This window comes from Pseudoduganella sp. LjRoot289 (assembly GCF_964252925.1).
In the GTDB taxonomy this organism is placed as follows: domain Bacteria; phylum Pseudomonadota; class Gammaproteobacteria; order Burkholderiales; family Burkholderiaceae_D; genus Rugamonas.
The window spans coordinates 5,650,225-5,671,851 of sequence record NZ_CAXUPN020000001.1 but is presented as its reverse complement, the minus strand read 5'-3'; the positions used below and the strand labels follow the sequence as shown (position 1 = coordinate 5,671,851).

General features: G+C 66.2%; 19 protein-coding genes. 5 read left to right on the top strand and 14 right to left on the bottom strand.

The genetic code is table 11. The features are described from left to right. Positions 1–203 precede the first annotated feature (203 nt). On the top strand, positions 204–743 hold the full coding sequence (locus ACSQ8Y_RS24300) for a DUF3304 domain-containing protein (RefSeq protein WP_436268972.1): 540 nt from the start codon (positions 204–206) through the stop codon (positions 741–743). Further along, positions 740–1,402 (top strand): hypothetical protein, encoded by a 663-nt coding sequence (locus tag ACSQ8Y_RS24295; RefSeq protein WP_436268971.1) that lies wholly within the window; start codon positions 740–742, stop codon positions 1,400–1,402. Before ACSQ8Y_RS24300 ends, ACSQ8Y_RS24295 begins: the two co-directional genes overlap by 4 nt. A gap of 13 nt (positions 1,403–1,415) precedes the next feature. On the opposite strand, the gene ACSQ8Y_RS24290 is transcribed toward ACSQ8Y_RS24295, so the two are convergent. Both ACSQ8Y_RS24290 and ACSQ8Y_RS24285 read right to left on the bottom strand, forming a co-directional pair. Further along, positions 1,416–4,970: a response regulator gene (locus ACSQ8Y_RS24290; protein ID WP_436268970.1), complete on the bottom strand. Its 3,555-nt coding sequence runs from the start codon at positions 4,968–4,970 to the stop codon at positions 1,416–1,418. 85 nt (positions 4,971–5,055) lie between these two features. Continuing rightward, positions 5,056–5,499 (bottom strand): MarR family winged helix-turn-helix transcriptional regulator, encoded by a 444-nt coding sequence (locus ACSQ8Y_RS24285; protein ID WP_436268969.1) that lies wholly within the window; start codon positions 5,497–5,499, stop codon positions 5,056–5,058. 141 nt (positions 5,500–5,640) lie between these two features. On the opposite strand from ACSQ8Y_RS24285, the gene ACSQ8Y_RS24280 reads away from it, so the two are divergent. Genes ACSQ8Y_RS24280 through fnr form a run of 3 tightly spaced genes read left to right on the top strand, consistent with a single transcriptional unit; the run spans position 5,641 to position 7,172 of the window. Next, positions 5,641–5,862: a YgaP-like transmembrane domain gene (locus ACSQ8Y_RS24280; protein WP_436268968.1), complete on the top strand. Its 222-nt coding sequence runs from the start codon at positions 5,641–5,643 to the stop codon at positions 5,860–5,862. Beyond that, entirely contained in the window at positions 5,849–6,367 is a 519-nt protein-coding gene (locus ACSQ8Y_RS24275; protein WP_436268967.1) for an RNA polymerase sigma factor, read from the top strand. Before ACSQ8Y_RS24280 ends, ACSQ8Y_RS24275 begins: the two co-directional genes overlap by 14 nt. Positions 6,368–6,413: 46 nt before the next feature. After that, a complete protein-coding gene (gene fnr, locus ACSQ8Y_RS24270; protein ID WP_436268966.1) occupies positions 6,414–7,172 on the top strand; it encodes a fumarate/nitrate reduction transcriptional regulator Fnr in 759 nt (252 codons plus the stop codon). Positions 7,173–7,178: 6 nt separating this feature from the next. On the opposite strand, the gene ACSQ8Y_RS24265 is transcribed toward fnr, so the two are convergent. The 12 genes from ACSQ8Y_RS24265 to ACSQ8Y_RS24210 all read right to left on the bottom strand — a co-directional run bounded on the left by ACSQ8Y_RS24265 (position 7,179) and on the right by ACSQ8Y_RS24210 (position 21,584). Then, complete coding sequence (locus ACSQ8Y_RS24265) at positions 7,179–7,706, bottom strand: FixH family protein (RefSeq protein ID WP_436268965.1); 528 nt, start codon at positions 7,704–7,706, stop codon at positions 7,179–7,181. Positions 7,707–7,716: 10 nt separating this feature from the next. Beyond that, a complete protein-coding gene (ccoG, locus tag ACSQ8Y_RS24260) occupies positions 7,717–9,114 on the bottom strand; it encodes a cytochrome c oxidase accessory protein CcoG (RefSeq protein WP_436268964.1) in 1,398 nt (465 codons plus the stop codon). Then, positions 9,089–10,027, bottom strand: a complete 939-nt coding sequence (ccoP, locus tag ACSQ8Y_RS24255) for a cytochrome-c oxidase, cbb3-type subunit III (protein WP_436268963.1) — start codon at positions 10,025–10,027, stop codon at positions 9,089–9,091. The genes ccoG and ccoP overlap by 26 nt, the downstream gene beginning before the upstream one ends. Next, positions 10,020–10,178 carry a cbb3-type cytochrome oxidase subunit 3 gene (locus ACSQ8Y_RS24250; protein ID WP_436268962.1) on the bottom strand — a complete coding sequence of 53 codons (159 nt, stop codon included), beginning with the start codon at positions 10,176–10,178 and terminating at the stop codon, positions 10,020–10,022. The genes ccoP and ACSQ8Y_RS24250 overlap by 8 nt, the downstream gene beginning before the upstream one ends. A 1-nt stretch (position 10,179) precedes the next feature. Next, a complete protein-coding gene (ccoO, locus tag ACSQ8Y_RS24245) occupies positions 10,180–10,794 on the bottom strand; it encodes a cytochrome-c oxidase, cbb3-type subunit II (protein ID WP_436268961.1) in 615 nt (204 codons plus the stop codon). A gap of 43 nt (positions 10,795–10,837) precedes the next feature. Next, on the bottom strand, positions 10,838–12,280 hold the full coding sequence (gene ccoN / locus ACSQ8Y_RS24240; protein WP_436268960.1) for a cytochrome-c oxidase, cbb3-type subunit I: 1,443 nt from the start codon (positions 12,278–12,280) through the stop codon (positions 10,838–10,840). A gap of 101 nt (positions 12,281–12,381) precedes the next feature. Then, positions 12,382–12,525 carry a cbb3-type cytochrome oxidase assembly protein CcoS gene (gene ccoS, locus ACSQ8Y_RS24235; protein WP_436269903.1) on the bottom strand — a complete coding sequence of 48 codons (144 nt, stop codon included), beginning with the start codon at positions 12,523–12,525 and terminating at the stop codon, positions 12,382–12,384. Then, the gene (locus tag ACSQ8Y_RS24230) at positions 12,525–15,272 is read right to left on the bottom strand and encodes a heavy metal translocating P-type ATPase (RefSeq protein ID WP_436268959.1); all 2,748 of its coding nucleotides are present in this window, start codon (positions 15,270–15,272) and stop codon (positions 12,525–12,527) included. Before ACSQ8Y_RS24230 ends, ccoS begins: the two co-directional genes overlap by 1 nt. Next, complete coding sequence (locus ACSQ8Y_RS24225; protein WP_436268958.1) at positions 15,269–16,261, bottom strand: sulfite exporter TauE/SafE family protein; 993 nt, start codon at positions 16,259–16,261, stop codon at positions 15,269–15,271. Before ACSQ8Y_RS24225 ends, ACSQ8Y_RS24230 begins: the two co-directional genes overlap by 4 nt. Positions 16,262–16,268: 7 nt before the next feature. After that, positions 16,269–17,687 (bottom strand): oxygen-independent coproporphyrinogen III oxidase, encoded by a 1,419-nt coding sequence (gene hemN / locus ACSQ8Y_RS24220; RefSeq protein ID WP_436268957.1) that lies wholly within the window; start codon positions 17,685–17,687, stop codon positions 16,269–16,271. Then, the gene (locus ACSQ8Y_RS24215) at positions 17,687–19,351 is read right to left on the bottom strand and encodes a methyl-accepting chemotaxis protein (protein WP_436268956.1); all 1,665 of its coding nucleotides are present in this window, start codon (positions 19,349–19,351) and stop codon (positions 17,687–17,689) included. The genes hemN and ACSQ8Y_RS24215 overlap by 1 nt, the downstream gene beginning before the upstream one ends. Positions 19,352–19,460: 109 nt before the next feature. Then, positions 19,461–21,584: an EAL domain-containing protein gene (locus ACSQ8Y_RS24210; RefSeq protein ID WP_436268955.1), complete on the bottom strand. Its 2,124-nt coding sequence runs from the start codon at positions 21,582–21,584 to the stop codon at positions 19,461–19,463. Between the last annotated feature and the right edge of the window lie 43 nt (positions 21,585–21,627).

The following is a 21,627-nucleotide window of genomic DNA, read 5'->3' as shown; positions in this document are numbered from 1 at the left end:
GCGTCGCAAGGGTGCCGACGCCTATTGGCATTGTGCGCGGTCGCCTTGCCAGCGCTCACAGGCTGCGCCAAAGACACCGTGCCGGTCAGTATCCACGGCGTCAACTACACTGGCCAGGAGTTTAGCTTCATTATCGTAGACCCGGAAAATCACAAGAACTTTGGTGGTGGTGAATTGATAGCGCCGTTTGCCGCTGCGGCACTATGTGCTGCTATGCCCTGCCGGCGAAATGGCGTGCAGGGATCAAGGTCCAGATAAACGGCAAGCACTGGCTTGCGGAAAAACCGGATGGTAGCCTGCCCGAAGTCAAGGAGACGAAGATAGTCGAGGTGCCACCGTACGTGAACGGCAAGCCCGGTGAGCTGTGGGTATTGCGTGGCGCAGACGGCACATTGAGCCTCGTGTCGAGCGACTTTCAGCCGGATCACGCGAAATGGCCCGGAACAGTTAAGGGGTGGCCAATACCGTCGCTGGAGTACAAGCGGGCGCGGTGGGACCTATACATCAAAATTGAGCAAGATCTATTGGATTCTTACAAGGAGTCGATACAGGAGTTAGCAAAGTCGCCCGATAAGCATGCTGAGGAAGTATGGAACATAACGAAGGAACGGTTTCCTGAAACAATTCAATCATATAAGAGTTCGGGTGACAAAAAATACCGCGAATTTTTGCTAGAAAAATATCAAATCGGGTTGGCCGAAGCACAAGCAAAAGTTCAAGGCTTGAAGGATCAGAGACCATGACTGCGAAATTGATCGAACACATCCCAGGCAGGTTTATATCGGCCGCAGATGCAAAGACGTTCTTTGGTGGTACAAACCTTCAAACCATTAAAGATCATTGGGAAGTTCGTGAAAAGCCCAAACTTGGCGTCCCGGCGGATTCCTGCAAGACCAATCTATTCTTCGGTTTTTTTTCGACGGCACCAAGAACAACTATGAGCAAGCAGAGATCGGAAAGAACCATTCAAACTCATGTCGTGATGATCTATATCTCCACGTTTGGCTTCTCGCGGGGGGCGACACAAGCCCGTGCGTTTACGAACTGGCTGATGGCCCTGTGCAAACTGGATGTCCATCTTTGCGGCCGCGCCGGTGCGATGACGCTGGGAGGCTTTGACGTGCAGTTTGATTTTCTTGGCATATTCGATACGGTCGCTTCGGTCGGCGCCGGAAACACTGCGGGCAGCAGCGTCCTGGGGCGCTTGTTCGAAAACAAGCGCCAAGCGGCGATCGAATACAGCAGGACCGGTCAGACACCACGCATGCTGACGGAAGGCCGGGAGCCATGGGCATTGAGCCGTGGTGGATACTTACGCTTCCGCAAAGTCTATGCCGGCCGCGATAGTGTGTTGATTTCGAACAAGCTCACGCGGGAACCTGCCGACACGGCGGTCGCGTAAGTGATTGCTTCGCCTAGCGGTCCTCGCGCTCCAGCCAGTCCTCGGCCGCCTGCAGGGTGGCGCCCAGCACTTCGCGCACTTCGGCGAACAGCACAGGCAGATCGGCCGTGCGCCGCTCGGAGATCGCGCTTTCGGCGTCCAGCGTGGCGCGGATCAGTTTCTTGGCGCCCAGTACGCCGATCGCGCCGCGCATGCTGTGGAGTACCGGCGCGGCGTCCGCCGGCCGCCCGTCCCGCAGCGCCAGGTCGGCTTCGTCCATCGGCTGCATGCCGCCGGCGACTGCGCCGCGTACCATCTTGAACATGACCGCGCGTCCCTTCGGATCCTTGCCCATCACGCGCATCAGGCTGTCCATGCTGAACACCTGCTCGGCGCCGGCTGCGGGGGACTGGATGGAAGTCGTCATGGCGGCGGCCGCATCGGCACCGGCAGAAGCAGCAGCCGAAGCCGAAGCCGAAGCCGAAGCCGCAGTTGCACCCGCAGCCGATCCTGCCGCGGAGTGCGCGCCGCGCATGCCCGGCAGGTGGCGCTGTATCACCGCCAGCATTTCCTCCACCACCACCGGCTTGGGTATGAAATCGGTGATGCCCGCCTCCAGGCAGCGGTCGCGCTCGGAGGCGAGTACGCCGGCGGTCATCGCGATCACCGGCAAGCTCAGTTTCAATTCACGGCGCAGCATCGCGGTCGCGCTGAAGCCGTCCAGCACCGGCATCTGCATGTCCATCAGCACGATGTCGTAGCGGTTCGAACCTGCGCGCATCACGTCGACCGCCTGTTGGCCATCACCCACCACGTCCAGCGTGGCGCCTGCGAGTTCCAGAATGCCGCGTGCCACCGCCTGGTTCAGCAGATTGTCCTCCACCAGCAGGAAGTGCACACCCTTCAAGCGGTCGACGATGTTGGCCGGGTGCGCCGAACCATCCTCGCCGCCGGTCTTGGCCACCAGCGCCTGGTGCAGGGCGTCGAACAGGCTGGAACTGGTGATCGGCTTGACCAGCACCACGTCCGCCTCCGCCGCGCCTGAAATCTCTTCCAGCTTGTCGCGGGCGAAGGCGTTCACCATCACCACGATGGGCTGCGCCTCCGGTCCTGATGCCTGGCGGATGGCCGTGGCGATGGCTGTGCCATCCATGCCCGGCATATGCCAGTCCGCCAGCACCACGTCGTACGGCGCACCGCTCCCTTGCTGCGTGCGGAAGCGCTCTATCGCCTCCTGCCCGGACGCGACCTCGTCGGCCTCCCAGCCCCAGGCACGTATCAGCTTGCCTACCAGGTCGCGGCTGGTGCCGCTGTCGTCCGCCACCAGCAGGCGCAAGGGACCCAGCGCCGGCTGGCGCTTCTCCGCCGGAGGCAGCACTCCGAAAGGAAGGCTGAACCAGAAGCGGCTGCCCTGCCCCACCTCGCTGTCGACGGCGATGTCGCCGCCCATCAGATTGATCAGGCGCTTGGTGATGGTCAGACCCAGGCCGGTTCCGCCGAAGCGCCGCGTGATGCTTTCGTCGCCCTGCGTGAAGGCGTTGAACAGCTGGCTCAGGTGCTCCTCGCCGATGCCGATGCCGGTGTCGCTCACCTCGAAGCGCAGCGTGGCCCTGGCGCCTTCCTTGACCGTTTCCCGCCCGGTCACGTGGACCCGCACCACAACTTCGCCCTGCTGCGTGAACTTGATGGCATTGCTGGCCAGGTTGACCAGGATTTGCTGCAGGCGCAGCGCGTCGCCGTGCAGCAGGCGCGGCACGTCCGGCTCCACCGCGATGGCCAGTTCCAGCTCCTTGTCGCCGGCGTTCATCGTCATCGTTGTGGCCAGGGTGCTCATCACCTCGTCCAGGTCGAAATCGGTCGGCGCCAGTTCCATGCGGCGCGCCTCGATCTTGGAGAAGTCCAGCACATCGTTCAGGATCGCCAGCAGGGTCTGGCCCGAAGTCTGCACCATGGACAGGAATTTGCGCTGCTGTGCCGTCAGCGAGGTGTTGCCAAGCAGGTAGGACATGCCCAGCACCGCATTCATCGGTGTGCGGATCTCGTGGCTCATGTTGGCCACGAAGTCGCTCTTGGCGCGGTTGGCCGCTTCGGCGCGGTCGCGCGCCTGTTCCAGTTCGGCGGCGCGCGCCTCCACTTCCAGCCGCAGGCGGTAGCGTTCCGTGATATCGGAAATCATGGCCAGCACCTTGTTGCCGGCGCTGGTGCGGATCGCGCTCAGGTCGATCTCGACCGGGAAGCGGCTGTTGTCCTTGCGCTGACCGAACAGGGTGCGGCCCACGCCCATACGCACCGGTTCGGGCGTTAGCTGGGTCGACGCGAAGCCTTGCCGCAGCGCCGCGTGCGCGTCGCGCTGCGACGGCGGCAGCAGCATTTCCACCGGCTGGCCCAGCACCTCCTGGCGCAGGTAGCCGAAGTAGCGCTCGGCCTGGCGGTTGAAGGTCTCGATGCGGCCGCCCTCGTCGACCACCACGAAGGCGTTGGGCGCCAGCTCGATCACGTCCTGCAGGCGCGCGTCGGCGGTCTGGCGCTCCTGCATCAAGCTGTTGAAGGCCCTGGTCAGTTCGCCGATCTCGTCCTCGTTGCGCACCGGTATCGGCGTGAAGCCGCCATCCTTGCCGCGCATCTGCTGGATCGCGGCGCGCAGCTGCGCCAGCGGCGACATCAGGCGCATGGTCAGCCAGCCTATCAGCGCGGCCGCGGCCAGCGAGGCCAGGAAACTCCACCCGGCGAGCCGCGCCAGCATGCCTTCGAAGGGCTCGAAGGCCTCCTCCACCGGCAGCGAGGCCGCCAGCACCCAGTCCACCGATTTGAGCGCCTTGAAGCTGTTCAGTGCGCGCAGGCCGGTGCTGTTGGTGCTGATGACGGTGCCCTCGAAGCCCTCGTTCAGCGCGCGCGTGGTGGCGGGATTGGCGTTGGAAGGGCGCGGCTTCATCAGGCGGGCCATGTCGGGATACAGCACGTACACCGGTATTTCAGCGCGCGTGACGGCGAAGTAATAGCCGGTGCGTCCCACCTTGGCCGTGCGCAGGTGCCCCAGCACATTGTCCTTGTACAGCTGCAGCACGCCGATCAGCACCGCCTGCACCTCGCCCTTCTGGTCCAGGATGGGGGCGGCCATCTGCACGATGGGCCGTTTGCTGGTGCGCCCGAGCACCGGCTCGGCGATCAGCGGCTGGCGCGTGGCCATCACTTTCCTGAAATAGGCGCGGTCGCTGGCGCTGACGCCGACCCGCCCCGGCACCACCGGCAAGTCGGCGATCACCTCGCCCTTGGGGTCGAGGATCAGCACGTCGTCGAACAGCGACAGGACGGCGCGGTCGGCGTAGTAGGCGCGCAGCGCGGCCGGGTCGCGGGCGATGCCGAGCGGCTGGTTCCGCGCCGACAGCGCGATGATCCCGAGCAGCATGTGGAGCTTGTCGTCGAGCTCCTCGGCAGTGCGGTTGATCAGCGCCGTCTGCTGCGCGAACAGCACCCGCGTGAAATCCTCCTGCATGCGCTGCATTTGCACCACTGTCACGAGTGCCACCATCACGACGGACGTGATGCTGGTGGCCAGTGCTACCTTGACTTTGATGCCGAGCGGTTTCATGTCGTCCTTAGTCGGGAGGGCTGGGGAATTCTCCTATCAAAGTAGCCTTTTTGCAAGGCGCACCGCACACCGGCGGAATGGCAATTCAGGAAAGATTGCTGTTCAGTTTATCAAGTCCGTTGGCCAACTGCTCCACGTCCTGGTGCGTGATGGCGCAGGCGTGGGCGATCCGCTCGCTCACGCGCAGGCCGGCCGCGCGCAAATCCTTGCCCTTTTGCGTCAGCGTCAGCACGCGGTTGCGCTCATCCTGTGGGTCGCGCCCGCGCAGCAGATAGCCTTCGGCTTCCAGCCGTTTGACCAGCGGCGTGATCGAGCCGGAGTCCTGCTGCAGGCGCTGGGCGATGTCCTTGATGCCCACGCCCTCCTCCTCCCACAGCACCACCATCACCAGATATTGTGGATAAGTGAGATTAAGCTCGGCCAGCATGGGCTTGTACAGCTGCGTCATCTTCAGCGATGTCGAATACAGCTTGAAGCACAGGTGCTGGTCCAGGATGGGGGGACGGGGTGGTTTTTTTGCGGCGGTCATGGGCGTAGCCTAACCCGCCCGGCCGGAAAAGAAAAATATTTTGAAAAATATTCGGCAAGCGGCGAATCCAGATGCGGCGCGCCCGCCTCTGGTCTGGGGAGGCTGGTCCTCATCTAGCCAACTATCCCAAAGGAGGGCAAAATGTTCTATGTTAAGAATGTGACAAGCGGCGAGCGCGTGCTGCGCGTGGCAGCCGGGCTGCTGGCGGCGGCTATCGCCTGGCTCGGCGTTGGCGGTATGGCCGGCGCCCTGCTGGCGGCATCGGCCGGCGGCATCGCGGCCACGGGCTTGTTCGGCTTCTGCCCCATGTGCGCCATGTTTGGGCGCCGTCTCGATAAAGTGAAAAAGAATGGCACTCTCTGAAACACATTGGCCTGTGCTGGACGCCGCCCACGGCGGCGATCCGGCCGCGCTGGCCCAGTTGCTGCGCCTGTGCCAGCCCGATATCCGCCGCTACGCCCGGCGCTCCTGCCTGGCCGGCGACATCGACGACGCGGTGCAGGAAGCGCTGCTGGTACTGTCGCGCCGCCTGGCTTCCTTGCGCGTGCTGGCGGCCTTCTCCGGCTGGATGTTCAAGGTGGTGCAGCGCGAGTGCCGCCGCCTGGGGCGGATCGCGCTCAACTACGACCCCTACGACGAAGAGCGCGCCGAGCAGTGGCTGGCCGCGCAGGACACGGCCGGGCTGCGCCTGGACCTGGTGCAGACGCTTGAGTCGTTGCCGGCCGACTACCGCCAGGCGATCTTGCTGCGCGACTTCGCCGAGATGAGCATCGCCGAAATCGCCGCGGAACTGGGCCTGAGCGTGCCGGCGGCGAAAAGCCGTTTGCACCGCGCGCGCCAGATGGCGCGGGAATACCTGATCGCCTGACTGCGGATTAGGCGTGCGGCAGGGCGGGATCGATTACACTGGACGCATGAGTATCGAGCTGCCCTCCCTGACCATCCCCGGCATGACGGTCGACGTGCTGCGCGCCAGCTGCGCCACCTGCAGCATGCACCAGCTTTGCCTGCCGATGGGACTGGGCGAAGCCGACATGGAACGCCTGGACCAGATCATCGGCCGCCGCCGCAAGGTGCCGCGCGGCGGCACGCTGTTCCGCATCGGCGACGCCTTTACCAGCCTGTATGCGATCCGTCTCGGCCATTTCAAGACCTACCAGGTGAACCCGGACGGCGCCGAGCAGATCACCGGCTTCCAGATGGCCGGCGAGCTGCTCGGCATGGACGCCATCAGCACCGACCGCCACCACTGCAACGCCCTGGCGCTGGAAGACAGCGAGGTGTGCGAGATACCGTTCTCCAGCCTGCAGCAATTGCTGGCCGATATGCCAACCTTGCTGCGCCATTTCCATCGCATGATGAGCCAGGAGATCACGCGCGAGCAGAGCGTGATGTTGTTGCTGGGCAATATGCAGGCCACCCAGCGTTTCGCCGCCTTCATCGTCAACCTGTCCTCGCGCTACGAGGCGCGCGGCTATTCGGCCACCCAGTTCCAGCTGCGCATGTCGCGCGAGGAAATCGGCAACTACCTGGGGCTGACCATCGAGAGCATCAGCCGCCTGCTGTCCAGGTTCAAGAAGGAAGGCTTGCTCAGGGTGAGCAACCGCGAAATCGAGCTGCTCGATCCGCCGCGCCTGAAGGCCATCACGGCCGGCACCGACCGCTGCGGCTGACCTTCGTCAATCGGCCCGCACGGTGATTTCGCGCTGCAGCGGCCAGTTCCAGTTGCCTTCCAGGCGCCACTCGCGCTGCCCGCTCTCCAGCAGCACCTGCCAGCGGCTGCGCTCCAGCATCGGCAGCACGGCGCCGAAAACCCCGTCCTCGGCGGGCTTCAATTCCAGCATGATGTCCTTGGCCGGCTGCGTGGCATGCGCCAGGCGCAGTGTCACGCGCCGGGGAACGGCGTGCTGCGCGCTGTCGATCTTCCCGGTCAGGATGCCGCGCGCCACGTCGTAACGCAGCACGGCGGACAAGCCCAGCGCGCTGGCGGCCTTGTCGCGCCGCAGGTCCTGGTTGATGGCCTTGCCGCGCTTGTAGTAGTCGCCCGCCACCAGCGCATCCGCTTGCGAGAAGGCCAGCCAGCCGGTGTAGAAGCCCGCCAGCAGCACGATGAAGGGCCCCAGCATCAGCAGCCATGGCCAGCGCTGCTCCCACCATGGCCGCGGCGCGGAGTCCCTGGGTTTCTTTATTGCAGGGGATTGCATCATCTTTTCCTTGTCATCTGCGCGGTACGATGAATACCGCTTTTTCCTTCACCCGCAGCGCCGGATCGTCCAGCGCCGTCAGTTCGATCGCTATCTTGTTCGAGCCTTTTTCGCCATCGCCGTGTGCGGCCCGCAGGCGGACCGGCACGGCCCGCGTCTCCGTGCCGGCCAGCGCCACCTCGGCGGGCGTGACCAGCGCCAGCGAGGGCAGGCCGGAGACGCTGATACGGTAGCGGTGTTGCCGCTCCGAGGTGTTCATGATTTGCAGGCGGTAGACGTTCTCTATCATGCCGTCCTCCACCTCGCGCCCCATGGCGCCCCGGTCGCGTATCACGTCCATCTTCAGGGGTGTGCGCAGCCACAGCGCGCTACCCACGGCGCCCACGATCAGGGCCAGGATGGCCGCGTACACCAGCACCCTCGGGCGCAGCGCGTGGCGGCGGATCTGCGCCGGCGTGTAGCCTTCGGCCAGCGCGTGGTCGGTGCTGTAGAGGATCAGCCCGCGCGGCTGGCCGGTCTTGTCCATCACGCCGTTGCAGGCGTCCACGCAGGCGGCGCAGCCTATGCATTCGTACTGCAGGCCCTTGCGGATGTCGATGCCGACCGGGCAAACCTGCACGCACATGGAACAGTCGATGCAGCTGCCGCCGGCGCCCCCTGCGCCGTTCGCCGCCTTTTTTCCCAGAGGGCCGCGCGGCTCGCCGCGTTTTGCGTTGTAGGTGATGATCAGGGTGTCGCGGTCGAACATCGAACTCTGGAAGCGGGCGTAGGGGCACATGTATTTGCACACCTGCTCGCGCAGCCAGCCCGCGTTGCCGTAGGTGGCCAGGCTGTAGAACAGCACCCAGAACCATTCCCACGGACCGAAACTCAGCTGCAGCGCCTCCAGCGCCAGCGCTTTGACCGGCGTGAAGTAACCGACGAAGGTGTAGCCGGTCCACAGCGCCACGGCGCCCCAGGCCAGGTGCTTGCCGCCCTTGCGCCAGGCTTTGTTGAAGCTGGGCCCTTGCTTCGCCAGGCGCATCTGGGCGCTGCGCGTGCCTTCGAACCTGCGTTCTATCCACAGGAAGATCTCGGTGTACACCGTCTGCGGGCAGGCGAAGCCGCACCATACGCGGCCGGCGATGGCCGTGGCCAGGAACAGCAGGTAGGCGCAAATGATGAGCAGCGCCGCCAGGTAGATGAAGTCCTGCGGCCACAGCACCAGGCCGAAGATGTAGAACTTGCGCGCCGCCAGGTCGAACAGCAATGCCTGGCGGCCGTTCCAGCCCAGCCACGGAGTGCCGTAGAAGGCCAGTTGCGTGAGCCAGACGCAGACCCAGCGCAGGCTGGCGTAGCGGCCCGCCGTCTCGCGAGGATAGATCTCCTCGCGGGCGGCGTACATGTTAATGACTTGCGACGGCGCGTTCATCTTTGTTGCCCTGGTTGCCCTGGTTCGACAGGCCCCACACATAGGCCGACAGCACGTGCACCTTGCCCTCGCCGAGGAATTCGCCGAAGGCCGGCATGGTGTTGTTGCGGCCCTTGTTGATGGTTTCCATGATGGTCTCGGCGCTGCCGCCGAACAGCCATACCTTGTCCGTCAGGTTGGGCGCGCCCAGCGCCTGGTTGCCGGTGCCGGCGCCGGTATGGCAGCCCATGCAGGCGTTGAATTTGCTCTTGCCGAAGACCACCTTGATCGGATCGGCGGTGGCGCCGGACAGGCTCAGGACATAGTGCGCCACGTTCTCCACATCCTTGTCCGAGCCGAGCGCGGCGCCCATGGGCGGCATCACGCCGTGGCGGCCGTTCATGATGGTGGTCTTGATGATTTCCGGCGTGCCGCCGTGCAGCCAGTCCTGGTCGGTCAGGTTGGGAAAGCCCTTGTTGCCGCGTGCGTCGGAACCGTGGCACTGCGCGCAGTAGGTCAGGAACAGGCGCTCGCCGATGGCCTGCGCCTTGGGATCGGCCGCCACCGCTTTCAAGTCCTGCTTGAGGTACTGGCTGAACAGCGGGCCGTACTCGGCCTCCGCCTTCTTCAGTTCCGCGCCGTACTGGCCGCCGGACTGCCATCCCAGTTTGCCGGCATAGTCGCCCAGGCCGGGATACAGGTACAGATAGCCCAGGCCGAACACGATGGTGATGTAGAACAGCCACATCCACCAGCGCGGCATGGGCGTATTGAGTTCGGTCAGGTCGTCGTCCCACACGTGGCCGGTGGTCAGTTCTCCGCCTTTGGTCTTGTGCCTGGACTGCGAATACAGCAGCACGCCGCAGCCGAACACGCCCAGCAGTGTAAGCAGGGCGATGTAGATGTTCCAGAAGCTGCTCGTGAAGTCAGACATGGTCCTTCTCCTCGTCGGCGAACGGCAGTTGCGCGGCCTGCGCGAAGGCGGCCTGGTTGCGCCGCGCATAAGCCCAGGCGACGATGCCCAGGAAGGTGATGAACGATACGACGGTCATCGCGCGGCTGGCGTTTTCAAACAGGGTATCCATGTCAGTTCCTCGTCTTGATCTGCGTGCCCAGGCCTTGCAGGTAGGCGATCAGGGCATCTTCTTCGGTTTTGCCTTCCAGTTCGGCCGGCGCGGCCTGGACCTCGGCGTCCGAGTACGGGTCGCCCAGGCGCTGCAATGCGCGCAGCTTGGGTACGATGTCGGCCGGCTTGAGCGCGGTCCTGGCCAGCCACGGGTAGTTCGGCATATTCGATTCCGGTACCACGTCGCGCGGGTTGCCCAGGTGGGTGCGGTGCCATTCGTCGCTGTAGCGCCCGCCCACGCGTGCCAGGTCCGGGCCGGTGCGCTTGGAGCCCCACTGGAAAGGCCTGTCGTAGACGAATTCGCCGGCCACGGAATAATGGCCGTAGCGTTCCGTCTCGGCGCGGAACGGCCGTATCATCTGCGAGTGGCAGTTGTAGCAGCCTTCGCGCACATACACGTCGCGCCCCGCCAGCCGCAGCGGGCTGTACGGCTTCAGGCCTGCGACCGGTTCGGTGGTGGACTTCTGGAAGAACAGCGGAACGATTTCCACCGCGCCGCCGACCGACACCACCAGCGTCACCAGCACGATCAGCAGCCAGGGGTTCTTCTCTATCCATTCATGCGAAAATTTCATTTCTTAGCTCCGTAGTCATTGTGCTGAAACTCAGCGCTGAAATTCAGGCGGCCTTCAGCTCGGGGATGCGGGCGGTGACGGCGTCGCGGCCGCGCAGCGTCATCCAGGTGTTGTAGCCCATCACGCACATGCCGCTCAGGTACAGCAGGCCGCCGCCGAAGCGCACCACGTAGTAGGGATAGGTCGCCTTCACGCTCTCGACGAAGGTGTAGGTCAGCGTGCCGTCGGGGTTCACCGCGCGCCACATCAGGCCCTGCATCACGCCGGCGATCCACATCGCGGCAATGTAGAGAACGATGCCGATGGTGGCGACCCAGAAATGCAGGTCGATCAGCTTCACGCTCCACATTTCCTTGCGGCCCGCCAGGCGCGGCAGCAGGTAGTAGATCGAGCCCATGGTGATGAAGCCGACCCAGCCCAGCGCGCCGCCATGGACGTGCGCGATGCCCCAGTCGGTGTAGTGCGACAGCGCGTTGACGGTCTTGATCGACATCATCGGGCCCTCGAAGGTGGCCATGCCGTAGAACGACAGCGAGACGATCATGAACTTGAGGATGGGATCGGTGCGCAGCTTGTGCCAGGCGCCCGACAAGGTCATCATGCCGTTGATCATGCCGCCCCAGGACGGGGCCAGCAGGATCAGCGAAAACACCATGCCCAGCGACTGGGTCCAGTCGGGCAGCGCGGTGTAGTGCAGGTGGTGCGGGCCGGCCCACATGTAAGTGAAGATCAGCGCCCAGAAGTGGACGATGGACAGGCGGTAGGAATACACGGGGCGCTCGGCCTGTTTCGGGATGAAGTAGTACACCATGCCCAGGTAGCCGGCGGTCAGGATGAAGCCCACCGCGTTATGTCCGTACCACCACTGGATCATCGCGTCCTGCACGCCGGTGTAGGCGGAGTAGGATTTCCACATCGAGGCCGGCATGCTGATGCCGTTCACCACGTGCAGCAAGGTCACGGCCAGTATGTAGCCGCCGAAGAACCAGTTGGCCACGTAGATGTGTTCCACCTTGCGCTTGATGATGGTGCCGAAGAACACCACCGCGTAGGCCACCCACACCAGGGCGATCAGGATGGTGATGGGCCATTCCAGCTCGGCGTATTCCTTGCCGCGCGTGTAGCCCATCGGCAGCGTGACGACCGCGCTCAGTATCACCGCCTGCCAGCCCCAGAAGGTGAAGGCGGCCAGCTTGTCCGAGAACAGGCGCACCTGGCAGGTGCGCTGCACCACGTAGTAGGAGGTGGCGAACAGGCCGGAGATGCCGAAGGCGAAAATGACGGCGTTGGTGTGCAGCGGCCGCAAACGGCCGTAGGTCAGCCAGGGCACGTCCAGGTTCAGGGCCGGCCAGGCCAGCTGCGCGGCGATGATGACGCCGACCAGCATGCCCACGATGCCCCAGACGACGGTGGCGATCGCGAACTGCTTCACGATCTTGTAGTTGTACGCCTTGTGGTGATTCCGTGCTTGATCTGTATGATCCACTTTGTGTTCTCCCGAGAACGCTTTGATGATGTGGCTCAAAGGTTACGTGGGTGGACACTAAAAAACTTTGATGTGGATCAAAATTGCCCGAACCAGACGGGCTACGAGTCGTCGTCCTGCAGCACGCGCAGCGCGGGTCCGACCAGGTCGTCGAACTGGCCGTCATCGGACGCTTTGAAGAACACCCACAGCGCGCCGAAAACCAGGGCGACGCTCAAGGGGACCAGCAAATATAAGGCTTCCATCATTTCTCCCGGCGCAGGCGCAAGGCGTTGACGACCACCACGGCGGAGCTGAGCGCCATGCCCGCGCCGGACAGCCAGGGGTTCAGATAGCCCAGTGCGGCGGCCGGTATCGCGGCGACGTTGTACAGCGTCGCCCAGGCCAGGTTCTGGCGGATCACGCGCATGGTCGCGGCTGCGGCGCGCGCGGTGTCGGCCACGGCGCCGAGCTGGCCATTCATCAGCACCGTGTCCGCGTGGGCCTGCGCCAGCGCGGCGCCGCTACCCATGGCGAAAGAAACGTCGGCGGCGTTGAGGACGGCCGCGTCGTTGATGCCGTCGCCCACCATGGCCACCACGGCGCCCTGCCGTTGCATATCCTGCACGAAAGCGAGCTTTTGCTCGGGCAGGAATTCTCCCGCCGCCACCGCGATGCCCAGGCTGCGCGCCACGCGCTGCGTGAGGGCATCGCTGTCGCCGCTGAGCAGCACCAGCTGCTTGCCCTGCGCATGGAAATAGTCGACCGTCTTCTGCGCGTCCGGCCGCAGCGCATCGCTCAGCAGAAAGCGCGCGACCCATTCGCCGCCGGTGCCGAGATAGACCGGCGTCATCCCCGCTTCCGGCGCTTCGTCCTCGCCGGGTTCATGCCTGCTTTTCCCGCTCTGGGGTCTGGCCCCGGGATAGACAGCGGACTGGATGGTGCCGCTGGCGGGGCCGGCGATGCCGGCTACAAAGGACGCGCTGCCCAGGCGGTAGCGGCGGCCCTGGACCGTGCCTTCCAGGCCTTGCCCTGGCTCTTCGCGCATATCGCTGGCATGCCAGCGCGCCACCGCATTGGCCTCGGCCGCGGCGGCGGCGATGGCGCTGCCGATGGGATGGGCGCTGCCGGCTTCCAGCGCGGCGGCGATCTGCAGCGCGGCGCCGGCGCTGCCGTGGCCCAGCGCTTCGACGCGCTGGACGGCAGGTTTGCCCAGCGTCAGCGTGCCGGTCTTGTCGAACACGACGTGGGTGGCGCGGTGCAGCGTTTCCAGCACGTGCGGACGCACGATCAATATGCCCTTGCCGAGCAGGCGGTCGGTGGCGGCGGCCAGCGCCGACGGCGTGGCCAGCGACAGCGCGCAAGGGCAGGACACCACCAGCACGGCGATCGCCACCGGCCAGGCGCGCGCGGCGTCGTACCAGCTCCACCAGGCGTAGGCGCCGAGCGCGAACAGCAGCAGCCCCGCCACGAACCAGGATGCGGCGCGGTCGGCCCAGAGTGCGATGCGGGGTTTGTCCTGGCCGGCCCTTTCGACCAGCTTGAGCAGGCCGGCAAGCGTGCTGTCGCCGGCAGCCTTGCTGACGCGCACCAGCACGGCCTGGCCGGCATTGATGGCGCCGCCGGGGACGGTTGCGCCCAGTCCGAGGCGCTGCGGGGCGCTCTCGCCGGTCAGCAGCGACAGGTCGACCGAGGTGGCGCCTTCAATGATCTTGCCGTCGGCGGCGAAGGCCTCGCCGGGCTTGACGAGGATGACATGGCCCGCGCGCAGCACCGATGCGGGCACGGTGCCGGCGCCGCGCCCCAATGGCCAGTCCGCCACCAGGGAAGCGGCGGCGGGCAGCGCATGCTGCATGCGCTCGAACGCGGCCGAGGCCTTGCGCCGCGCCGCCAGCTCCAGGTAGCGGCTGCACAGCAGCAGGAAGATGAACATGGTCACCGAGTCGTAGTAGACCTCGCCCCGGCCGCGCCAGGTGGCCAGGCAGCTGGCGCCGAACGCGGCGGCGATGCCCAGCGTCACCGGCACGTCCATGCCGGGCGCGCGGGCGCGCAGGCTGCGCCAGGCGCCACGGAAGAAGGGCTGCGCCGAGTAGCAGACGGCGGGCAGCGTCAGCAGCAGGCTGGCCCACTGCATCAGCGCGGCCATGTTGTCGTCCAGCGTGCCGTCGTCGGCCAGGTAGGCGGGGGCGACGTACATCATGACCTGCATCATGGCCAGGCCGGCGACGAAGAGCTGGCGGCCCAGCGCGCGTGTGGCTTGCTGCAATTGCCTGCTGTGGCGCGCGGCCTCATAGGGCCAGGCGCGGTAGCCGATGCCGTGCAGCGCGGCCAGGATGTCGGCCGGCTTGCACAGGGCTTTGCACCAGCGTACCTGCAGGCGCTCGGTGGCGACATTCATGCTGGCTTGCCGCACGCCGGGCAGCTGCAGCAGGCGGCGTTCGATCAGCCACACGCAGGCGGCGCAGCGTATGCCCTCCACCAGCAGTATCGCTTCGGCGTCGCCGTCCTGGCCGGCTTTGCCACGCTTGCCGCCGCCGGGGGCGAAGCGCGGATCGTCGTTGTCGTACAGTGCCAGTTCCGGCGGCACCGGTTGCGCCTGCGCGGCGTTGGCGGCGTAGCCGGTGCGGTCGCGGTAGTAATCCGCCTGGCCCGCATCGGCAATGGCTTGCGCGACGGCGGCGCAGCCCGGGCAGCACATGGCGTGCTCCTCGCCATCGATGCGTACCGACCAGCGTACACCGCGCGGCAGTGGCAGGCCGCAGTGGTAGCAAGCGGCCTCGGCGGACGTGCCCGATGCGGCAGATGCCGTCGTGGCGGCAAAGCCCGCCGGCGCGGCGGATGCGGCGGATGCGGCGGACGCGGTGGGTGACGCGGATGAGGCGGATGACGCGGATGAGGCGGAGATGGGCGGTGCGGAAGAGGCGGCGCGTGCCGCCTGTGTGGCGGCGTCGGCCGGGCGATGGGGCCGCGCGGTGACGCTCGTGTCGCTCGTGTCGCTCGTGTCGCGCATCATGGCTGGCCTCCGGCGCAGAAGGCGTCGAGCCAGCCGTGGGCGCCGGCGTCGGGCAGGCCGAACGCTTGCAGCAGCGGCGCGGCGGCGCCGCTGGCGCGCAGCAGGCCAAGCAGGCCGAAGGCGAGCACCAGCAGGCCGCTGGCCACGCGTATGGCGCGCCGCTGCAGCTGCAGGCGCACTTGCGCGCCAAGCAGGCCCAGTGCGGCCAGCATCGGCAGCGTGCCGAGGCCGAAGGCCAGCATGACGGCGGCCCCTTGCGCGGGCGATCCGCTCAGGGCGCTGGTCAGCAGCACGCTGTACACCATGGCGCAGGGCACCCAGCCCCACAGGCCGCCCAGCGCCAGGGCTTTCCATGGCGTGTCCATCGGCAGCAGGCGGCGCAGCAGGGGCGTGACCTTGCGCCACAGCTTGCCGCCCAGCGTCTCCAGGTACGCCAGGCCGCGCCAGGCGCCGCTCAGGTACAGGCCGAGGGCGACCAGCATCAGGTTGGCCAGCCAGTAGGCGGCCGACTGCCAGGCCGCGATCCGCGCCAGGCTGGCAGCACCGCCGGCGAGCCCGCCGGCGATGGCGCCGGCCAGCATATAGCTGCCGATGCGGCCGGTGTTGTAGGCCAGGATGCGCAGCGCCGTCCCGCCTGCCGGAAGCCGCTCTTCCGCGCAGGGCAAGGCGCCGGCGGTGGTACCGGCGCCTGGCATAGAGCCTGCGCCGGCGCCTGAACCGTGGCTTGTGGCGAAGGCGGCACCGGCGCCGGACGCGCGGCCTGGGGCCGCGGCCGCGGCTGCGCCCTGGCCTGCGCGCAGGTCGACGCCGGCGAGCGCCGTCGGCTGCGCGCCAAACGCCGCGGGCACGATGGGGATCACGCGCGCCGATGGACGCGCGCGCCCCGGTGCGGCCGACAGCGCGCCGACGATGCCGCCGCACATGCCGATGCAATGCACGCTGCCGGCCAGTCCGACCACGAACACCGGCAGCAGGTTCAAGGCGTTCATCGCGTCCTCAGATGGTTTTCGAATAGCGCAGCGGCTGCGCCGCGGCGCCGGCGTCTTCTTGCGGACGCGGCATGCCGAGGTAGCGGTCGAACACCATGCAGATGTTGCGTACCAGTAGCCGCCCTTTCAGCGTCACCGACAGCCATTCCGCGTCGATGGCGATCAGGCCGTCCTCCTCCAGCGCGCGCAGCTGCGCCAGTTCGGCCGCGAAGTAATCGGCGAAGCGGATCGGGCAGGCCTGCTCGATCGACGCGATCGACAGTTCGAAATTGCACATCAGCTTCTGGATCACGATGCGCCGCAGCAGGTCGTCGGTGGAAAGCCGGATACCGCGCGCGACCGGCAGGCGGCCCTGGTCGAGCTGCTCGTAGTAGGCGTCCAGCGTTTTTTCATTCTGGCTGTAGGTGTTGCCCACCGAGCTGATGGCCGATACGCCGCAGGCCACCAGGTCCGCTTCCGCGTGCGTCGAATAACCCTGGAAGTTGCGGTGCAAGCGGCCCTGCCGTTGCGCCACCGCCAGGTCGTCCCCCGGCTTGGCGAAATGGTCCATGCCGATGTAGACGTAACCGGCCGCCGTCAGCTGCCGTATGCACAGCGCCAGCATGTCCAGCTTGACGCCGGCCTGCGGCAGGTCGGCCTCGAGGATGCGGCGCTGCGGTTTGAACAGGTGCGGCAGGTGCGCGTAGTTGTACAGGGCGATGCGGTCCGGACTGGCGGCCACCACCTTGGCCAGCGTCTGGCGCATGGTGTCCAGGGTCTGCTTCGGCAGGCCGTATATCAGGTCGATGCTGATGGAGCGGAAACCGGCGTCGCGCGCGGCCCGCATGATGGACAGCGTCTCCGCTTCCGGCTGGATGCGGTTGACGGCCTTCTGCACCTCCGCATCGAAGTCCTGCACGCCCAGGCTGACGCGGTTGAACCCCTGCGCGCGCAGCGAGCGCACCCGTTCCGGCGTCACGGTGCGCGGGTCGATCTCGATCGAATACTCGCCCTCGCTGTCCGGCGCGAACTCGAAGTTCTTGCGCAGGTGGGCCATCAGGTCCTCCATCTGGCGGTCGCTCAGGTAGGTCGGCGTGCCGCCGCCGAAATGCAGCTGGCCGACCTGGTTCATGCCGGAGAACAGCTTGCCCTGCATGCCGATTTCCTGTTTCAGGTAGCTCAGGTAGGTGGCGGCCTTGGCGCGGTCCTTGGTGACGATCTTGTTGCAGCCGCAGTAGTAGCAGACCGTGTCGCAGAACGGGATGTGCACGTACAGCGACAGCGGCCCGCGCGCGCCGCCGCGCATCTTCAGGCCGGCCACCGCCTCCAGGTAGCTGCCGTAGCCGAAGTCCGGCGTGTAGCGGTCGGCGGTCGGATAGGAGGTGTAGCGCGGGCCGGAGGTGCTGAGGCGGCGTATCGTGCCCGCGTCGAAAGTCATCGTGTCCATCACGCGGCCAGCCTTTTCTGCGCGGGCGCCTGGCGGTGCGTCGGGCGCATCGGGCGCATAGGGTTCGCCGCGGCGCGCTGCCCCGCCAAGGCGCGCTGGCCGAATTTGAACAGGCTCACCGCCTGCGTCAGGCCGCCCGCTTCCAGCGCCAGGCTGTTGGCCGCCGCCGCCGCTTCCTCCACCAGCGCGGCGTTCTGCTGCGTCACCTGGTCCATGTGGGCGATGGCCTGGTTCACCTGGTCCACGCCGATGCTCTGCTCGCGCGAGGCGGTCGATATCTCCTGCATGATGGCCGTCACCTGTTGCACCGAGCCGACCACCTGTTCCATGGTGGCGCCGGCGCGGTGCACCTGCGTCATGCCGGCCCCGACTTTGCCGACCGAGACGTCGATCAGGTGCTTGATGTCCTTGGCCGCCGCCGACGAGCGCTGTGCCAGGTTGCGCACCTCGCCCGCCACCACGGCGAAGCCGCGTCCCTGCTCGCCGGCGCGCACCGCTTCGACCGCCGCGTTCAGCGCCAGGATGTTGGTCTGGAAAGCGATGCCCTCGATCAGCGCGATGATGTCGACGATTTTGCGCGAGGAGGTGTTGATGTCGTCCATGGTGGCGATCACCTCGGCCACGATCTGGCCGCCCTCCACCGCCACGCCGGACGCGGCCAGCGCCAGCGCGTTGGCCTGTACCGAATTGTCGGCGTTCTGCTTCACGGTGGCGGCGAACTGCTCGATGCTGGAGGCGGTTTGCTCCAGGCTGGCGGCCTGCGCCTCGGTGCGGCCGGACAGGTCGGCGTTGCCGGCGGCGATTTGGCGCGTGGCCACCGCCATGGTCTCGACGTTGACGCGCACGTCGCGGATGGTGGCGATCAGGTTGCTGTTCATCTGCTGCAGGGCGCGCAGCAGCTGGCCCACCTCGTCGGTGGCATCGGTCTCGAAGCTGCCGGACAGGTCGCCGGCGGCGATCGCGCGCGCGCCGTCGAGCGCCTTGCCCAGCGGCTGCAGCACGCTGGTGCGCAGCGTGTACCACAGGAACACGTTGACCAGCAGGCCGATGAAGGTGGCGCCGAAGATGCTGTAGCGGGTCAGCGCCGAGGCGCCGTCCCCGAACAGCGCGGCCAGGCAGACGAACAGCAGCAGCGTGTTGACGCCGCTGGTGGCGGCCCAGATCCGCACCGACAGCGAGGAGTGGCCGAGCAGCGACAGCCAGTTAGCGATGCCGGGATGGATCAGCTGGCCGTTCTTGATGACGATGGCGCGCGAACCGTCGCGGATGTCGCGGTAGGCCCGGGCGGCGGCCGCCACCTGTTCGGGCTCGGCCCGGGTGCGCACCGACATATAGCCCAGCGTCTGGCCGTTTTCGCGGATCGGGGTGACGTTGGCCTTGACCCAGTAGTAATCGCCGTTCTTGCAGCGGTTTTTCACGATGCCGGTCCACGGCGTGCCGGCCTGGATCGACCGCCACAGGTCGGCGAAGGCTGCCTCCGGCATGTCCGGGTGGCGCACGATGTTCTGCGGCGCGCCGATCAGCTCATGCTCGCTGAAGCCGCTGATCTGCGCGAAGTAGGGGTTGACATAGACAATGTTGCCCTTCAGGTCAGTCTTGGAGACGATGGCCTGGTCTTCCGAAATCTCGACTTCGTGCTGGGTGACGGGTAAGTTGCTGCGCATGGCGCTCTCCTGCTGGCGTGTGGGTTGCGGCCAGTGTAAGGAGAGCGACAAGCAATTTTATTGATGTAGATCAAAAATCCCCGGCTTTGCCTCGGCTGGCAGGTCGTGCTTACACCGCCAGCGCGAGCGGCCGCACCAGGCCGACCGCGTGGCCCTGCGCGTAGTCGACGCCCAGGCCGCGCACCAGGGCCAGCGTTTCCTCGTCCTCCACGTACTCGGCCACGGTGTGCATGCCCATCACGTGGCCCACCTCGTTGATGGCCTTCACCAGTGCGCAGTTGATCGCGTTGGTCTTGATGTCGCGGATGAACATGCCGTCGATTTTCAGATAGTCGACTGGCAGCGACTTGAGGTAGGCGAACGAGGACAGGCCGCTGCCGAAATCGTCGAGCGAGAAATGGCAGCCCAGCGCTTTCAGCCGCGTCATGAAAGTCTGCGCCTTGGGCAGGTTGAAAATGGCCGCCGTCTCGGTGATCTCGAAGCAGATCTGCTCGGGCGCGATGCCGTATTCCTCGAATTGCGCCAGGATGTAGTCGTGCAGGCCCTCGTCGTTGAGCGAAGTGCCGGACAGGTTGATCGAATACAGCGCGTGCGGCGCGTTCCCGTTGTGGCGGTTGACGTCGCGCACGTAGTCGCACACGGCCCGTATCACCCAGCGGTCGATGGCCGCCATCAGATCGTAGCGTTCGGCGGCCGGGATGAAGGCGCCGGGCAGGATCAGGTCGCCCTTGCTGCCCTGGATGCGGATCAGCACCTCGTCGTGCGCCCGGCCTTGCTCGCCCAGGTTGACGATGGGCATGGCGAACAGGCGGAAATAGTTGTGTTCGAAGGCCTCGTTCAGGCGCGACACCCATTGCATTTCCCCTTGCCGCTGGGCCAGCTTCAAGTCCGACTCCTTGTAGAAATGCACGCGGTTGCGGCCCTGCTCCTTGGCCAGGTAGCAAGCCTGGTCGGCCGCCATCAGCAGGTCCGTCATCGACTTGCTGTCGTGGCTGATTTCGGCCAGGCCGATGCTGGCGCCGATCTCGAAGCTGCGGCTGTCCCACACGAAGCGGAAATTCTTGATCGACTGGCGCAGCTGGTCGGCGATCAGCATGGCCTGGTCGGGCGGGCAATGCGGCAGCAGCACGCCCAGCTCGTCGCCGCCGAGGCGGGCCAGGATGTCGCTGTCGCGCATCTGCGCCTGCAGCATCTTGGCCAGCAGCTGCAGCAGCACGTCGCCGGCGCTGTGGCCGCAGGTGTCGTTGACGATCTTGAACTGGTCCAGGTCGATGTACAGCAGCGCGTGCACATGGCCCTCGTGCTTGGCCGAGTGCAGCGCCGAGGCGATCTGATGCTCGAACTCGCGCCGGTTCATCAGGCCGGTCAGGGTGTCGTGGCTGGCGAACCAGGAAAGCTGCTGGGTCAGCTTGCGCTCGTGGCTCACGTCGCGGAACACCACCACCGCGCCCAGCATGGCGCCGTCGGCCGACCAGATCGGCGCGGCCGAATCCTCGATGGCGATGCGGCGCCCGTCGCGCGTGACCAGCAAGGTGCCGTTGCTGACGCCGATAGACTGGCGCAGGCGCAGGCAGCGCGCCGCCACGTGGTCGGGCGCCTCGTCCGGATCGCGCGGCGCCGGCCGCGGCAGCTGCGGATCCGCCGGCTCCGGCGCTTCGTACACCAGCTTCAGGGTCTGTTCTATCGGCAGGCCGAGCGCCAGCTCATGGCTCCAGCCGGTCAGCTGTTCGGCCACCCGGTTCATATAGCGGGTCTTACCCTCGGCGTCGGTGGTGGCGACGCCGTCGCCGATGGACGCCAGCGTCACTTCGGCCAGTTCCTTCTGCTCTGCGGTGTGCAGCTCGAGCAGCTTGCGCTGGGTGATGTCCCAGACGATGCCCAGCGTGCGCTCGGGCACGCCGTCGGCGTTGCAGAAGGCTTGCGCCTTGGCGCCCAGCCAGTGCAGCGAACCGTCGTGCCACAGCACGCGGTATTCCAGTTCATAGTCGCCGCAGCGCTCGACCGCGCTTTGCATCTGGCTGAACAGATAATCGCGGTCGTCGGGGTGGACGAAGCCCAGGAAGTCGCGGAACGGCTGGCGCATGCTGTTTGCCGGGAGCCCCAGCAGCGCCGCGCCCTCGGCCGACCAGTTCACCGTGCCGTGCTCGATTTTTCCGTCTGCCAGCACGGAGTCCCAGATCGCCATACGCGCGGCCGACATTGCCATGTGCAGCCGCTTTTGCAGGTCACTCATCGCTTTCTCCTGGAAATGGATATGCAATGATTGTGACATGGCC